This is a genomic window from Pseudomonas sp. B611 (genome assembly GCF_055407965.1).
On record NZ_JBUZST010000003.1, the window covers coordinates 113,033 to 129,044 of the forward strand.

Here is a 16,012-nt window from a genome sequence, read left to right on the forward strand (position 1 = left end):
TTTACGCTCGAGAGTGACCGTTACCGTGCCCGTGCGAGGATGTATGCGACGTCTGTTGAGCAAATACCGTTACGTCATCATTTTCTGGCTGTGCTTCGGCATCTTCCGCACCTCCCTGGCCGATTGGAACCCCATCCCCTCAGGCTCGATGCGGCCGACGCTGGTGGAGGGCGATGTGGTGCTGGTCAATCGCGTCGCCTACGACCTCAAGCTGCCGCTTACCGACATCTCGGTGTTCGCGCTGGAAAACCCGCAACGGGGCGACGTGGTTACCTTTACCTCGCCCAAAGACGGCCTGCGCCTGATCAAGCGCATCGTCGGCATCCCTGGCGACACCCTACAGATGAAAAACGAAGTGCTATGGATCAATGGCGTGCCGGCCACCTACCTGGATGCGCAGGCCATCAGCGAGCGCGTCTCGCCTGAGCAATCCATCGCCGGGATCAAGCTGACCGAGCTGGCGAGCAACAGCCAGCGCACGGTGCAGTTCATGCCCCAGGTGCGCGCGCGCCGCGACTTCGGCCCGCTGGTCGTGCCTGCCGACAGCTACTTCATGCTTGGCGACAACCGTGACAACAGCGCCGATTCGCGCTACATCGGCTTCGTACCGCGCCGTTTGCTGATCGGCCGCGCGCACCATATCCTGGCGTCCGCGCAGATCCTCGATCATTGGATGCCGCGATTTCGCCGATTTGGTGCGCCAATCCTCTAAGATGGCGCCCACTGCACCAACAACAATAAAGTGGGCAACCCCTCGATGGAAAGACGCCAGTTCAGCGGTGGCATGAAAGGCAAGAACCTGCGCTACCTGAATGACAACCCGCAACAGCCGTCGCCGGTCACCCGTGTCGGCTTTGTGCTGCTCGAACACTTCTCCCTGCCCGCATTCACCCAGACCCTCGACACCCTGGTCACCGCCAACCTGCTGCGCCCTGATCTGTTCGCCACGCGCACCTTTGGTTGGGGCGATGGCGAAGTCATCAGCGACCTTGGCCTGGTGATCCGCCCGGACGCGCGCCTCGACGTCGCGGCGTTGCACGAGCTGGAGTTGCTGGTGATTTGCGGTGGTTTTCGCACCGAACTCAAGGCCGGCGACGACTTTGTGCAACTCCTGCGGGTTGCCGCCGAGCAAGGCGTGGGTCTTGCGGGGCTGTGGAATGGCTCGTGGTTCCTCGGCCGTGCCGGCTTGTTGCAGGGCTACCACTGCGCGATCCACCCGGAACATCGCCCGGCCTTGGCGGAGGTGTCCAAGGCGGCCCACGTCACCAGCGAACCCTTTGTGATCGATCGCGACCGGCTCACGGCGTCCAGCCCATCGGGGGCGTTTCATATGGCCCTGGACTGGATCAAAAGCCTGCACGGCAAAGCCCTGGTGGAGGGGATTGAAGACATCCTGGCGTTTGAAGAATCGCGCTACCGGCGTATCAAACCGACGGAAAACGTCAGCGTCAGCGCGCCGTTGCGCGAAGTGGTCAAGTTGATGGATGCCAACCTTGAAGAACCCCTGGAACTGGATCAGTTGGCCGTGTACGCCGGCCGCTCACGGCGCCAGCTTGAGCGGTTGTTCAAGGAGCAACTGGGCACCACGCCGCAGCGCTACTACATGGAATTGCGCGTGACTGAAGCACGGCGGTTGTTGCAGCACACCGAACTGTCCCAGGTGGAAGTGCTGGTGGCGTGCGGGTTTGTGTCGCCGAGCCATTTCAGCAAGTGCTACAGCTCGTACTTTGGGTATCGGCCTTCCAAGGAGAAGCGGTTGGTCAAGTAGTTTGGTGGTTGCCAGCAAGCAAGCCAGCTCCCACATGATCGTTCCCACGCTCTGCGTGGGAATGCATCCCTGGACGCTCCGCGTCCGTTCTTGAAGGCGTGACGCAGAGCGTCAACGGCGGCATTCCCACGCAGAGCGTGGGAATGATCAAATGCAACGATTCGCCCCCACACCCCTCATATGTCTACACCCAACGTTTCTCCACGACAGGTATCGGGCTTATGACGGCGGCGGACAACGATCATGTGAACTGGCTGGTGCAACAGTCGATGCTGCACGCGGCACGCCAGCGCGCGAGGCTCTATTCCGGGCAAGGGCGGCTGTGGCAACAACCCTATGCACAGACTCGGCCACGGGATGCGACGGCGCTGTCGTCGGTGTGGTTCACCGCCTACCCGGCGTCGATTGTCACCCGTGATGGCGGTACGGTACTGGAAGCCCTCGGCGATGAAAGCCTGTGGCAGGCCTTGTCGAAGATCGGCATCCAGGGCATCCACAACGGCCCGTTGAAAAAGTCCGGTGGCCTGAGCGGCACCCAGCACACGCCGACCATTGACGGCAATTTCGACCGCATCAGCTTCGACATCGACCCGCAACTGGGCACCGAGGTGCAGTTGCAGGCGTTGACGCGCATGGCCGCGGCACACAACGCGGTGATCATCGACGATGTGATCCCATCCCACACCGGCAAGGGCGCGGACTTCCGCCTGGCCGAGATGGCCTACGAGGACTACCCCGGCCTGTACCACATGGTGGAGATCCGCGAAGAAGACTGGTCGATGCTGCCCGATGTCGACGATGGCGATGACGCGCACAACCTCAGCCCGCAGCAGGTCGATGCCCTGCGCGACAAGCACTACATCGTCGGCCAGTTGCAGCGGGTGATCTTCTTCGAGCCCGGCGTCAAGGAAACCGACTGGAGCGCCACGCCCGTGGTCCTCGGTGTGGACGGCAAGCCGCGCCGCTGGGTGTACCTGCATTACTTCAAGGCCGGCCAGCCGTCATTGAACTGGCTGGACCCCAGCTTCGCCGCGCAGCAGATGATCATCGGCGACGCCTTGCACGCCATCGATGTGATGGGCGCGAAGATCCTGCGCCTGGACGCCAACGGCTTCCTCGGCGTGGAGCGCAAGTTGGACGGCACGGCCTGGTCGGAAAGCCACCCGCTGTCGATCACCGGCAACCAACTGCTGGGCGGGGCGATTCGCAAGGCGGGCGGCTTCAGCTTCCAGGAGTTGAACCTGACCGTGGACGACATCGCCGCCATGTCCCACGGCGGCGCGGACCTGTCCTACGACTTCATCACCCGCCCGGCGTACCAGCATGCCTTGCTGATGGGCGACACCGAATTTCTGCGCTTGATGCTGCGCCAGATGCACAGCCTGGGCATCGACCCCGGTTCATTGATCCATGCCCTGCAAAATCACGATGAGCTGACCCTGGAACTGGTGCACTTCTGGACCCTGCACGCCCATGACAGCTATCAGTACCAGGGCCAGACCTTTCCCGGCAACAGCCTGCGCGAGCACATCCGCGAGCAGATGTACGAGCGCCTGGCCGGCGAGCAGGCGCCGTATAACCTCAAGTTCGTCACCAATGGCGTGGCCTGCACCACGGCCAGCATCATCACCGCGGCACTGGGCATTCGTGACTTGGCTACCATCACGCCGACGGATATCCAGCAGATCCGCCAGATCCACCTGCTGTTGGTGATGTACAACGCCATGCAGCCCGGGGTGTTTGCCTTGTCGGGTTGGGACCTGGTGGGCGCGCTGCCTTTGGCGGCGGATAGCGTGGCGCATTTGATGGGCGATGGCGACACGCGCTGGATTCATCGCGGCGCCTATGATTTGGTGGACCTCAACCCCGAGGCCGAACTGTCGGCCGGGCAGATGCCGCGCGCGCAAAGCCTGTATGGCAGCCTCAACAGCCAACTGCTGGACCCGCAGTCCTTTGCCTCCCAGCTGCAAAAAATCCTCGCGGTACGCCGCGCCTACGACATTGCGGCGAGCCGCCAGATCCTGGTGCCGGATGTGCAGAACCCTGGGCTACTGATCATGGTTCACGAACTGCCAGCGGGGAAGGGCACGCAAATCACCGCGCTGAACTTTGGCGCGACGCCGATCACCGAAACCCTGCACTTGCCCGACATTGCGCCGGGGCCGGTGGTGGACATTATCAATGAGCGGGTTGAAGGGGATTTGTCGGCGGAGGGCGAGTTCACTATCACCCTGGATGCTTATGAGGGCTTGGCACTGCGCGTCGTCAGCACCACCCCGATGCTGTGATTGAACTCGGTCAACTGTGGGAGCGGGCTTGCTCGCGAATGCGGTGGATCAGAGAACACATGCGTCACTGACAGACCGCATTCGCGAGCAAGCCCGCTCCCACACAAGCCCATTCCTACGGTTGTTCCGCATTGGCCTCAGAGTTGAAAGCGATACCCCACACCATACAACGACTCAATCGGCGTCTCCCCCGGGCACACCTGCTCCAGCTTGCGCCGCAGGTTGCGGATATGGCTGTCCACTGTACGGTCGGTCACTACGCGGTGGTCGGAGTAGAGCTTGTCCAGCAACTGATCGCGGGAGAACACCCGCCCCGGCGCTCGGGCGAAGGTGTTGAGCAGGCGCAGCTCCAGCGGCGTCAGGTCCAGCGCCACGCCGTCGAGGGTTGCCTGGTATTGCGCTTCGTCGATCACCAAGCGGGGGGCGGCGCTGGTCAGCAGTTGCGGGCCACGGCGCAGGATCGCCTTGACCCTGGCCACTACTTCCCGTGGGCTGAAGGGCTTGCAGATGTAGTCGTCGGCGCCCAGTTCCAGGCCGAGCAGGCGGTCTACTTCTTCGACGCGGGCGGTGATCATGATGATCGGCACGGCGCTGAACCCCCGCAGGTCCTGGCACAGCTGGATGCCGTCGCGGCCGGGCAGCATCAGGTCGAGCAGGATCAGTTTCGGCGCGTGGGCGCGCACGGCGGGCACCACTTGCAGGCCGTTGTCCAGGCACTGCGTGGTGTAGCCGGCTGCGTTCAGGTAGTCCTGCATCAAGGCGGCGAGTTTGGGTTCGTCTTCGACGATCAGAATGTCCATGGCTTATACGCTGCGGGGCAGGCGCAGGGTCAGCCACAGGCCGCCCAGGAGCGAGTGATCGGCGCTGAGGCTGCCGCCGTGGGCGAGGGCGATGCTGCGACAGATCGCCAACCCCAACCCGGCGCCGCCGCTTTCACGGTTGCGTGAGGATTCACCCCGGTAGAAGCGCTCGAACAGACGCGGCAGCTGACTGGCTGAGACGCCGGGGCCGGAGTCCATGAATTCGATGCGCACCTCGTCCCGCTCCACGGCGGCGCTGATCCGCACCACGCCGCCCGGGTCGGTATAGCGCACGGCGTTCTCCAGCAGGTTGGAGAACAACTGCTGCAAGCGATCAGCGTCCGCGACCAACTCCAGCGGTTGGCTCGGCAGCTCCAACTCCACGCGTAACCGCCGCGCATTGAGGCGCTCCTGGAACATCGCCACGCTGTGTTCCAGCAGGCCGTTCAGCGCGCACGGCGCCTTGCGGTAGTTCAGGGCGCCGACGTCCGCCAACGATAATTCATACAGGTCATCCACCAATTTGCTCAGCATGCTGACTTCGCCTTGCAGCGATTTCATCGCGTTCTGGTCCAGGCTGCGCACACCGTCTTCAATCGCCTCCAACTCGCCCCGCAGCACCGACAGCGGCGTGCGCAATTCGTGGGAGACATCGGCCATGAACTCGCGGCGCATCTGTTCGTTGCGCTCCAGGGTGTAGGCCAATTGGTTGAAGTCGCGGGCCAACTGGCCGACTTCATCGTTGGATGCAACGGCCACGCGGCTGCTGTAGTCACCGCTGGCCAGGCGGTGGGTGGCGGCGGCCACGCGCTTGACCGGCTCCAGCAACGTGCGGGCGATCCACCAGGCAATCAGCATCGCCATCAACAGCGAGAACACGCCCATCGCCAGGCTGGTCCGAAACTGGTATTGCTGGAAACGCTCGCCGCCGGCTTCGGTCACGCTCTGGAACGGCGTCACGGCAAGCCAGCCGACGGTTTCACCGGCCACCACAATCGGCAGGGCCAGGGCGTCGTCGCCGATGGCGGGGTAGCCGGTCACGCGTTTTTTGTCTTTATCCAGCAGGGCGATGCGGAACAGGGCGCCGGTCAGGTCGGAAATCTGCGGCGTCTTCAAATCGCGAATCGCCTGCTTTACACCCGGCTCGGGGCGCATCACCTCAAACCAGCGGTCTGGCTGGTTGCGAAAGAACTCCCAACTGCCCTCACGTTCGTAGGCGGCCGCCAGGCGCGGCACCACCGGGGCCATGCGTTCCAGCGCCTGCTCGTTGATATAGCCGAGAAAGCCCCGGCCAAAACTCCAACTGGTGGCCACGCCCATACTGAGGATGACCAGCAGCACACCGGCCAGCACTGCAATAAATAACTTGGTGGAGATACTCAACTTCATGCGCACAGGGCCGTCGATAAAAACACACCCGTCCATTTAGGCCCCCAGGCGCGAAAGATTCAACCCGGGCGGGCAATCTTCAATTTTCCTGCACATTTGTCTCGCAGCATAAGGGTAAGGCTTGCGCCACCCCGTCTTGCAGAGGCTGATATGAGCACCAAATTCTTCGCCAAATACCTGGTAACCGCCGCCGTTGTCCTTTCCCTGATTATTCTTGCCGTGCTCGGCGGCTGTTCGGCCGGCGACCCGGCGCCGCAGGCTGACTCGCCAGAGGTCACGGTGCTTACCGTACAACCGAAAGCCCAGGTGCTGACCACGGAACTGGCCGGGCGCACCCAGGCCTTTATGGTCGCCGAGATCCGCCCGCAGGTCGGCGGCATCGTGCAGCAGCGCCTGTTTGTCGAAGGCGCCGAGGTCAAGGCCGGGCAAGCGCTGTACCAACTGGATGCCGCACCCTACAAGGCGGCGCTGGCCCAGGCCGAGGCCACCCTGAGCAAGGCGCGCGCCAGCCTCAAGTCGGCGCAAACCACCGCCACACGCAACGCGCAGCTGGTGAAGATTGACGCCATCAGCCAGCAAACCCACGAAGACTCCCAAGCCACACTGTTGACCGCTACCGCCGATGTGCAGGTGGCCGAGGCGGACGTGGCCACCGCGCGCATCAACCTCGGTTACACGCGCATCAGCTCACCGGTGGGCGGGCGCATCGAAACCTCCACCGTGACCCCCGGCGCATTGGTCGTGGCCAACCAGGACACCGCCCTGACCACCGTGCAGCAACTCGACCCGCTGTACGTCGATGTCGTGCAGTCCACCACCGAACTGCTCGGCCTCAAGCGCGACCTGGCCAGTGGCGTATTGCAGGCCAACGCCAACGGCGAAGCGCGCATCAGCCTCAAGCTGGATGATGGCAGCACCTACAACCACGAAGGCCGCCTGACCTTCAGCGGCGTCAGCGTCAACCAGGGCACCGGCACCGTGACCCTGCGTGCGGTGTTCGAAAACCCCGAGCACTTGCTGCTGCCGGGCATGTACGTGCGCGGCGTGCTGGAGCAGGCCCGTGACGAACAGGCGATCCTCATCCCGCAACGGGCCGTGAGCCGCAGCGCCAGCGGCGTGACCTCGGTGTTGCTGGTGGTGGATGGCAAGGTCGAGCAACGCCTGCTGACGGTCGACCGTACCGTGGGCAACCAATGGTGGGTGACGGCCGGGTTGCAGGCCGGTGATCAGGTGATCGTCGAAGGCGGGCAAAAAGTTCGCGTCGGCGCCGTGGTGCAGACCAAGGCCGCCGTCGCCGGCGCACTGGCGCAGGAGGGTTGAGCATGGCGCGTTTTTTTATTGATCGCCCGATTTTTGCCTGGGTCATTGCCATCGTGATCATGCTCGGCGGTGCGCTGTCCATCAGCCAGTTGCCGCTGGAGCAATACCCCGACATCGCGCCGCCGACGGTGCGTATCTCCGCGACCTACACCGGTGCGTCGGCCAAGACCGTCGAAGACTCGGTGACCCAAGTCATCGAGCAGTCGCTCACCGGGCTCGACAACCTGACCTATATGTCGTCCTCCAGCAGCTCGGCGGGCAGCGCCAGCATCAACCTGACCTTTGGCGCCGGCACCGACCCGGACGTGGCGCAAATGCAGGTGCAGAACAAGCTGCAACAGGCCGAGTCGCGTTTGCCGCAGTCGGTGCAAAGCGAAGGCTTGACGGTGACCAAGGGCGGTTCGGACTTCCTGATGATTGCCGCGCTGACCTCGGACAATCCCAGTGTCACCGGCACGCAGATCGGTGATTACGTCTCCAGCACCTTGCTCGACTCCATCAGCCGCCTCGACGGCGTGGGCGAGGTGCAAACCCTCGGCTCGGGCTATGCCATGCGCATCTGGCTGGACCCGGAGCTGCTGGAAAAATACGCGCTGATGCCGTCTGACGTGAGCAGCGCCCTCGAAGCACAAAACACCGAAGTCTCGGCCGGTCAGCTTGGCGCGTTACCGGCAGTGAAAGGCCAGCAACTCAACGCCACCATTACCGCGCGCAGCAAACTGCAAACCGCCGAAGAATTTCGCAATGTGGTGGTCAAGTCCGGCAGCGACGGTGCGCTGGTGCTGCTGGGCGACGTGGCCACGGTAGAGCTGGGCAGCGAGAGCTATGACATCAACTCGGCGCTCAACGGCAAGCCAGCAGCGGCCATGGGCGTGCAACTGGCGGCGGGTGCGAATGCGCTGAGCGTGGGCGAAGCGGTCAAGGCCAAGCTGGCGGAACTGGAGCCGTTCTACCCCAGCGAAATGCAGCTGAAAAACGTGATCGCCTACGACACCACGCCGTTCGTGAGCCTGTCCATCGAGGAAGTGGTCAAGTCCCTCGGCGAGGCCATCGTGCTGGTGGTGCTGATCATGTTCCTGTTCCTGCAGAACTTTCGCGCCACGCTGATCCCGGCGATTACCGTGCCGGTGGTGCTGCTGGGCACCTTTGGCGTGCTGGCCCTGTTTGGCTATTCGATCAACACCCTGACCATGTTCGCCATGGTCTTGGCCATCGGCCTGTTGGTGGACGATGCGATTGTGGTGGTGGAGAACGTCGAGCGGGTGATGAGCGAAGAAGGGCTGTCGCCCCTGGAGGCCACGCGCAAATCGATGGCGGAGATCACCAGCGCCCTGGTAGGCATCGCGCTGGTGCTGAGTGCGGTGTTTATCCCCATGGCGTTTTTTGGCGGCTCGACGGGGATTATCTACCGGCAGTTTTCCGTGACCATTGTCTCGGCCATGGTCCTTTCGGTGTTGGTGGCGATGACCCTCACGCCTGCGCTGTGCGCCACCTTGCTCAAACCCACGGACGCCCAGGGCCATGGCGCCCAGCGTGGTTTCTTTGGCTGGTTCAACCGCAGCTTCGAGCGCAGTTCCCTTGCCTATGAACGCCTGGTCGACGGCGTGTTGCAACGCGGGCGCGGCAGCCTGTTGATCTATGGGCTGGTGGCGGCGGCGATGGCAGCGGGGTACGCGAGCCTGCCCACCTCGTTTCTGCCGGATGAAGACCAGGGCACCTTGATGGCGCAGCTCCGATTGCCGGTGGGCGCCACCGACAGCCGCACCCAGGCGGTGATGACGCAGTTCGAGGACTACATACTCAAGCAGCCGGAAGTCGACGCGATGATCAGCATCACCGGTCTGGGCATTGGCGGCAACAGCCAGAACACCGCGCGTGCGTTTATCCGCCTCAAGGACTGGAGCGAGCGCACGGCCCGCGGCCAGGATGCGGCCTCGATTGCCCAGCGGGCGACGCTGGCGTTGCAAAGCATCGGGGATGCCGACGTGTTCGTCATGCAACCGCCGGCAGTGCGTGGCCTGGGCCAGAGTTCGGGGTTCGATTTGCAGCTCAAGGACCTCGGCGGCCTCGGTCACGATGCGTTGGTCGCGGCCCGTGAACAATTTCTCGAGCTGGCCAAGCAAGACCCGCGCTTGCTCGGCGTACGCGCCAACGGCCTGGACGATACGCCGCAGCTCAAGGTGACGATCGACGACCGCAAGGCCGGGGCCTTGAGCCTGAGCACCAGCGATATCAACACCACCTTGTCCACGGCGTTGGGTGGCAGCTACGTGAACGACTTCCTCAACCAGGGCCGGGTGAAGAAGGTGTATGTGCAGGGCGCTGCCGAATCGCGCATGCAGGCCGCTGACTTGAGCCATTGGTTCGTGCGCAACAGCCTGGGCGAGATGGTGCCGTTCTCGTCCTTCGCCAGCAGTGCGTGGAGCTACGGCTCGCCGCTGTTGGAACGCTACAACGGCAGCGCGTCCCTGGAAGTGGTGGGTGACCCGGCGCCTGGCGTGAGTTCCGGCACGGCGATGGATGCCGTGGAAGCCATCGTCAAGCAACTGCCCGTGGGCATTGGTTATGAGTGGACGGGGCAGTCTTACCAACTGCGCCTGTCCGGTTCGCAGGCGCCGTTGCTGTACGCGGTCTCGGTGCTGTTTGTATTCCTCTGCCTGGCGGCGTTGTACGAGAGTTGGTCGGTGCCGTTTTCGGTGATCCTGGTGGTGCCGCTGGGGGTGGTTGGCGCGGTGCTGGCGACCAAAGTCAGCGGCCTGAGCAATGATGTGTACTTCCAGGTCGGGCTGTTGACCACCGTGGGCCTGGCGGCGAAGAACGCGATCCTGATCGTCGAGTTTGCCAAGCACCTGCAAGAGCAGGGCAGGAGCCTGCGCGAGGCGACCTTGATCGCCGTGCGCCAACGCCTGCGGCCGATCCTGATGACCTCCCTGGCGTTTATGTTCGGCGTGCTGCCCCTGGCCCTGAGCAGCGGCGCAGGTTCTGCCGGGCGGCAGGCCATCGGCACGGGCGTGCTGGGCGGCATGTTCAGCGCCACGCTGCTGGGGATCTTTTTTGTCCCGCTGTTCTTCGTGATGATCCGCCGCCGTTTCGGTCGCGTGTCGACTCCATCTGCCCCTACAGGTGACGCATGATCAAGTTTCACTGGCCCTTGCTGGCCGCCCTGGCGCTGAGTGGTTGCGTCAATCTGGCGCCGCAGTATGAGCGGCCCGAAGCCCCCATCCCCGTGCAGTGGCAAGCCGGCGTCAACGGTGATGTCGCGGCGGATATCCAATGGCAGCAGTTCTTTACCGACAGCCGCCTGGCCCAACTGCAGACCCTGGCCCTGGCCAACAACCGCGACCTGCGCCTGGCCAGCCTGAATATCGAAAAGGCCCAGGCCCAATACCGCATCCAGCGTGCGGCGGGGTTGCCGAGCATCGATGCGGGCGTCAGCGGCACCCACAGCCGTACGCCGGGCTCGTTGTCGAGCAGCGGCGTGGCGTCGACCAGCCATGACTACAGCGCGCAATTGGGCCTGAGCAGTTATGAAGTGGATGTGTTTGGCCGTGTGCAGAACCTGCAAGATGAAGCCCTGCAAGCCTACCTGGCGCTGACCGAAACCCGGCGCAGCACGCAGATCAGCCTGGTGGCCGAAGTGGCGACAGCCTGGTTGACCCTGGCCGCCGACAATGAGCGCTTGCAACTGGCCCAGGACACCTTGGCCAGCCAGCAGGCCACGTATGAGCTGACCCAGCGCAGCCACGCCCTCGGCGGTTCCGCCGCACTGGCGGTGGCCCAGGCGCAAACCACTGTGGAGTCGGCGCGCGGCGACGTGGCGGAGTATCAGAGCCAGATCCTGCAAGACCGCAACGCGTTGCGCCTGTTGGTCGGCAGCGATATTCCCGACGCGCTGCTGCCGGGTACGCACCTGGAGTCTGCCGCTGCATTGGTGCAAGTGCCGGGTGAATTGCCGTCGAGCCTGTTGCAACGTCGACCGGATGTGCTGGCGGCGGAACACAGCCTGCAATCGGCGAATATCGACATTGGCGCGGCGCGGGCGGCGTTTTTTCCCACCATCAGCCTGACGGCCAACGCCGGTTCTGCCAGTTCGGCCTTGTCCGGGTTGTTCAAGGCCGGCAGTGGTGCGTGGACGTTTGCGCCGAGCATCAGCCTGCCGATTTTCGATGCCGGCAGTAACCGCGCCACGCTGGATGCGGCCAAGGTCGAAAAGGAGATCCAGGTGCAGACCTATCAACAAACCCTGCAAACCGCGTTCAAGGAAGTCGCCGATGCGCTGGCAGTGCGTAGCACCCTTGACCAGCGCCTGGCCGCGCAGCAGGCGTTTACCGAGGCCAGCCAGAAAAGTTTCGACTTGTCCGATGCACTCTATCGCGCCGGTTCGCAAAGCTACCTCGAGGCGCTGGATTCACAGCGCTCGCTGTATAGCGCGGAACAGGACCTGATCACCTTGCGCCTGGCTGAACAGAGCAATCGGGTGACGTTGTACAAGGTCATGGGGGGAGGGTGGCAGTAAGCCTGCGTTGATCCTCTGTCGAAATGCCACTAGGATCATGCCCTTTTTCAAGGGAATGAGACGATGCTGGCAAACTTGCAAAGGGTTGGTGCGCTGTTCGCGGCGAGCCTGGCCCTGACCGGTTGTATCCATTACGAACACGACAGTGCGAAAGGCAAACCCGCTGAGCAAGTCGTGACGATCCAGCAGTTCGATAAATCGCTGACGATCGTCAAGATCGACGGGGAACAGACCCTGTACTGGCTGAGCCGCCAGAGCGAATACCGCGTGGGGGCTGGCGTCCATACCCTGCAGGTGCGCAAGTTCATCACCGCGCAGACGCATACGGCACTGGTTCCGCTGACCGTGGAGCTGGCCCCGGGGCGTACGTATGGGCTGTATGGTTTTTCGTCGTTGAACCAGTGGAGCTATGACATTCGTGACATCGAGACGGGGCAAAGCGCCTCGGTCGTCAAGCCGTGAGGGATCACACTATGCTGCGCAGGTTTTTCACCCATGCCTTGGCGCTGAGCGCCGTGTTCGCGAGTTCCGGTGCCTGGGCGTGGTACAGCGAGGGCGACAAGATCATCATGACCGTGCAGGAGCGCCAGTACTGCCGCACTTGGGAGGCTGATGGCATTGCCGCCATGTGGGGGCGACAGGAAGGTACCGAGCCGCCTTTCGAAGAGGACGGCAAGTATGAGGTCGCCGATGGCCGCAAAAGCGTGCGCGCTGTGTTCTTGCGTCAGGTCCAGGACTACCCGATTGAAAGCACCAAGGAAGCCCGCATGGCGGTCATTGAAAAATACGGCAAGCAGATGGAGATGCGCTGTTTCGGCGCCATTACCTCCAAGCCCTCAACCAAAGCACCTTGATCACGGCCACGGCGTGGGCGCAGGTTTGGGCTGCTTCTTGAAGTAGCCCGTGCGCAGGTAGCGCGCCAGGCGCCAGATGCCGTAGGCCACTGCCGCCACCAGCACGCCGCCGATGATGTGGCCGATCGCCAGGCCATGCTCGTAAGACGTCAGGTAGCCCCGGCGCCATAGGCTTACGGCGTCGGCAATGGTTTTTGGCGTTTGAATCCACACGATGATGGATAGGGCATATACCGGGAGTGAGGCCATAAGACGTAGCCAGTAAGCGGTCTTGCTCATCTGTTGTTTGTTCCTTGGGGCGTGTAACCGAGCGCCGCATATTATAGCTTTTCGGATACCAAGTTTACCCCCGGCGAAGCTGGCGTAATGATGGCTACGTGGCGTATAAAGTTCGCCAATTGCTATCGAAAACTTGCCATGAACGTCACTATCGCCAGTACCCCCAGCGCAGCAACGCTGGTCAGCACCACGGCGTAACGTCACGCGTCACTTCGCCACGGCAGCCATCAGCAGCTTGCGAATCTCTCCGGTAATCGCACTTTTGGTGCCTTGCTCCAGAATCCCCACCCGCCGTACCGCCAAGTCGCCCGGCAGCGGCAGGACGCGCAGGCTGGGGTCTTTGTGCCAGTCAAAGTTCTTCAGCAACGGCACGATGGCCACCCCGACTTGCTGGCGCACCAGATCGGCAATGCCGATGATCGAGTTCAGCTCCAGGATCTCCAGCGGCTCCACCGACTCACTCTTGATGATCGACTGCACCTTGCGGCCCACGGCGGTGGAGCGGTCATAGCGAATGAACGGCTGGGTGCGCAGCAACTCCACCGCGTCGTTGATCCCGGCGGTCTGCGTGGCATTGGCGAGCATCACGATGGGTTCGTTGTAGAGCAGGGTCCAGCTCAGGCCGTCGAAGTTTTGCCGCGCCGTCTCGATCAGCAAGGCGGCGTCGAGCTTGGCGGCGTGGACCAGGTTGACCACTTCGTCGGAACGCGCGGTCATCAGGTTCACCGAGATGCGCGGGTGGAGCTTTTTCAGTTGCACCAGGCAGTTGGCGAGCAGGCCCATGCCCGAGGTAATCCCGCCAATCGACACCTCACCCTCCATGGCCTCGCCATCGGGCGCTTCGGCGATCATCTGCTCGTAGTCCGCCAGCAGGCGCTTGGCCTTGGGCAGCAACAGCACGCCGTCGCGGCTGAGCTTGATCTGCCGCTGGCTGCGGTCGAACAGCGGACGGCGCATTTCCTCTTCAAGTGCGCGCATTTGCTGGCCAACGGCGGCATTGGTAAGGGCTACGCGGTCGGCGGCAGCGGCAAAGCTGCCGTACTCGGCGACGGCGATAAAGGTCTTGAAGAAGCGAATGCTGCTCATGGGGAGCCTACAGAAATCGGGAAAAAGACGACGCTAGCGATCTTCTCGGCTATGCCACAGGCGCAGTAGATAGACAGTAGAGTCCACTATTTCGTAACGCATCTCATAGTGGCCAATCTGGATTCGCCGCACATCCCTTGGCTGGAACTCTTCCAAGCGTTCGCCAATTCGCGGGTTGACCAGCAGCGTCGTCGGCGCTGACGTGAGTTGCTGCACGGTTCGCGCGGCGGCGGGCTGATTTACCACTGCCAGAAACTCGTATAAGCGGGCAATGTCGGAAAGCGCCTTGCTTGTCCACTTCAACTCCATCAGCGCGGTACCGGCAGCGGAGTATCAGTGCTGAGGCTATCCGCCCAGGCCTGGACAGCTTGATGATCAATCACACGGCCCGCATCAACGTCAGCCAAGGCTTCGTGCGTTAGGCGACTGCGCTCTTCTTCCTGGTCGATCCACGCGGACAAAGCCTGTTTGACGATCCAGTTTTTCGAGCGCTCCAGGCGCTCCGCCATCAAATCGACTTTTTGCGCCAATTGCTCAGGCACATGAGCCGTGACCGATCTGGTTTTTGCGGTGGTTGCCATGATGGGGTGACTCCTGATAATTGGCCGATTGAAAATTAATCATAGTGAATAACAATAGGTCGTCAAGCGAGCCGTCAGACTGAATGGTAAAGGTTTTGTTTACTCAGGTTAAAGTTTAATTAGTTTTTCTTTTTATAGCGCCCGGCCAATACTCAAATCCGAACTGACTCGGCGAATTGACCCCATGAGCAATACAGATACCAGCCCTGAAGACGCAGCCCTGCGCGCTGCCAAGAACGTCTACCACCTCGGCGCGACCACGGTGTATTCCCACGTCCAGGACAGCCGTTTTGCCTACACCCTCTATGTGCCTGAAACCATCGAAGACGCCACCCGGCCCATCGACCTGGTGGTGTCGCTGCACGGCTCGACCCGCGCGATGGAGATCTACCGCAATGGCTTCGCGGAGTTTGGCCGCTGGAACGATTGTGTGATCCTGTCGCCCCTGTTCCCGGTTGGTGTGCTGGGGGATGGCAATGGCGATGGCTACAAGCAGATGGTCGAAGGCGATATCCGCTACGACCAGATCCTGCTCGACATGATCGCCAACGTCGGCGAGCGTTACGGCCGGCGCTTCGATACGTTCGCGCTGTTCGGTTATTCCGGTGGTGGGCAATTCACCCACCGTTTCTGCTACCTGCACCCGGAAAAACTCTGGGCCGCCTCCATCGGCGCGCCGGGCTCGGTGACTTTGCTGGATGCCGACCAGGACTGGTGGGTCGGCGTGCGCGATTTCGCTGCTCGCTTTGGCAAGCCGCTGAACCTGCCCGCCTTGCAGCAGTTGCCGGTGCACATGGTGGTGGGCGACGCCGACCTGGAAACCTGGGAAATCACCCACCGCGAAGGCGGCAAGCACTACATGGCCGGGGCCAACACGGCGGGGCGTACGCGCCCGGAACGCCTGGCCAGTTTGCAGGCCAGCTTTGAAGCCGCTGGCGTACAGGTGCAGTTCGACCTGTTGCCCAACGTCGCGCACCAGGGCATCAAGGCCATGCCGGCGGCCCAGGACTTTTTCGCCAAGGTGTTGCGCCACAAGCGCAGCCTGGGCTGATTCACCGCTACACGCTGCACTCAGAACAGACCGTATAACAATAACCAAGGATTCACTCATTCTGATGCCGGTCCTGCCTT

General features: G+C 62.6%; 15 protein-coding genes. 9 read left to right on the top strand and 6 right to left on the bottom strand.

The genetic code is table 11. The features are described 5' to 3' along the window. The first annotated feature begins 43 nt into the window (after nucleotides 1-43). From lepB to treS, 3 genes are all read left to right on the top strand, one after another. Nucleotides 44-712 (top strand): signal peptidase I, encoded by a 669-nt coding sequence (gene lepB / locus ACZRMO_RS08725; protein ID WP_463972578.1) that lies wholly within the window; start codon nucleotides 44-46, stop codon nucleotides 710-712. Nucleotides 713-784: 72 nt separating this feature from the next. Continuing rightward, nucleotides 785-1,768, top strand: a complete 984-nt coding sequence (locus ACZRMO_RS08730) for a GlxA family transcriptional regulator (protein ID WP_207043078.1) — start codon at nucleotides 785-787, stop codon at nucleotides 1,766-1,768. 221 nt (nucleotides 1,769-1,989) lie between these two features. Continuing rightward, nucleotides 1,990-4,056: a maltose alpha-D-glucosyltransferase gene (gene treS, locus ACZRMO_RS08735; protein ID WP_463972579.1), complete on the top strand. Its 2,067-nt coding sequence runs from the start codon at nucleotides 1,990-1,992 to the stop codon at nucleotides 4,054-4,056. 137 nt (nucleotides 4,057-4,193) lie between these two features. On the opposite strand, the gene ACZRMO_RS08740 is transcribed toward treS, so the two are convergent. Both ACZRMO_RS08740 and baeS read right to left on the bottom strand, forming a co-directional pair. Next, nucleotides 4,194-4,856, bottom strand: coding sequence for a response regulator (locus ACZRMO_RS08740; protein WP_257779938.1), 663 nt, complete (start codon nucleotides 4,854-4,856; stop codon nucleotides 4,194-4,196). Nucleotides 4,857-4,859: 3 nt separating this feature from the next. Then, nucleotides 4,860-6,245, bottom strand: coding sequence for a sensor histidine kinase efflux regulator BaeS (gene baeS / locus ACZRMO_RS08745; RefSeq protein ID WP_463972845.1), 1,386 nt, complete (start codon nucleotides 6,243-6,245; stop codon nucleotides 4,860-4,862). 150 nt (nucleotides 6,246-6,395) lie between these two features. On the opposite strand from baeS, the gene ACZRMO_RS08750 reads away from it, so the two are divergent. From ACZRMO_RS08750 to ACZRMO_RS08770, 5 genes are all read left to right on the top strand, one after another. After that, nucleotides 6,396-7,565, top strand: coding sequence for an efflux RND transporter periplasmic adaptor subunit (locus ACZRMO_RS08750; protein ID WP_463972580.1), 1,170 nt, complete (start codon nucleotides 6,396-6,398; stop codon nucleotides 7,563-7,565). A gap of 2 nt (nucleotides 7,566-7,567) precedes the next feature. Further along, complete coding sequence (locus tag ACZRMO_RS08755; RefSeq protein ID WP_463972581.1) at nucleotides 7,568-10,699, top strand: efflux RND transporter permease subunit; 3,132 nt, start codon at nucleotides 7,568-7,570, stop codon at nucleotides 10,697-10,699. Then, the gene (locus ACZRMO_RS08760; protein WP_463972582.1) at nucleotides 10,696-12,081 is read left to right on the top strand and encodes an efflux transporter outer membrane subunit; all 1,386 of its coding nucleotides are present in this window, start codon (nucleotides 10,696-10,698) and stop codon (nucleotides 12,079-12,081) included. The genes ACZRMO_RS08755 and ACZRMO_RS08760 overlap by 4 nt, the downstream gene beginning before the upstream one ends. 63 nt (nucleotides 12,082-12,144) lie before the next feature. Next, a complete protein-coding gene (locus ACZRMO_RS08765; protein ID WP_463972583.1) occupies nucleotides 12,145-12,543 on the top strand; it encodes a hypothetical protein in 399 nt (132 codons plus the stop codon). Nucleotides 12,544-12,554: 11 nt separating this feature from the next. Next, a complete protein-coding gene (locus ACZRMO_RS08770) occupies nucleotides 12,555-12,935 on the top strand; it encodes a hypothetical protein (protein ID WP_463972584.1) in 381 nt (126 codons plus the stop codon). On the opposite strand, the gene ACZRMO_RS08775 is transcribed toward ACZRMO_RS08770, so the two are convergent. From ACZRMO_RS08775 to ACZRMO_RS08790, 4 genes are all read right to left on the bottom strand, one after another. Then, the gene (locus ACZRMO_RS08775) at nucleotides 12,936-13,214 is read right to left on the bottom strand and encodes a hypothetical protein (protein ID WP_463972585.1); all 279 of its coding nucleotides are present in this window, start codon (nucleotides 13,212-13,214) and stop codon (nucleotides 12,936-12,938) included. Between the two features lie 207 nt (nucleotides 13,215-13,421). Continuing rightward, nucleotides 13,422-14,300 (bottom strand): LysR family transcriptional regulator, encoded by an 879-nt coding sequence (locus ACZRMO_RS08780; protein ID WP_017734261.1) that lies wholly within the window; start codon nucleotides 14,298-14,300, stop codon nucleotides 13,422-13,424. Between the two features lie 33 nt (nucleotides 14,301-14,333). Beyond that, a complete protein-coding gene (locus ACZRMO_RS08785; protein ID WP_463972586.1) occupies nucleotides 14,334-14,609 on the bottom strand; it encodes a type II toxin-antitoxin system RelE/ParE family toxin in 276 nt (91 codons plus the stop codon). Beyond that, complete coding sequence (locus tag ACZRMO_RS08790) at nucleotides 14,609-14,881, bottom strand: CopG family ribbon-helix-helix protein (RefSeq protein WP_124524627.1); 273 nt, start codon at nucleotides 14,879-14,881, stop codon at nucleotides 14,609-14,611. The genes ACZRMO_RS08785 and ACZRMO_RS08790 overlap by 1 nt, the downstream gene beginning before the upstream one ends. Before the next feature lie 184 nt (nucleotides 14,882-15,065). Between ACZRMO_RS08790 and ACZRMO_RS08795 the strand changes: the two genes are divergently transcribed. Beyond that, the gene (locus ACZRMO_RS08795; protein ID WP_463972587.1) at nucleotides 15,066-15,932 is read left to right on the top strand and encodes an alpha/beta hydrolase; all 867 of its coding nucleotides are present in this window, start codon (nucleotides 15,066-15,068) and stop codon (nucleotides 15,930-15,932) included. The last annotated feature ends 80 nt before the right edge of the window (nucleotides 15,933-16,012 follow it).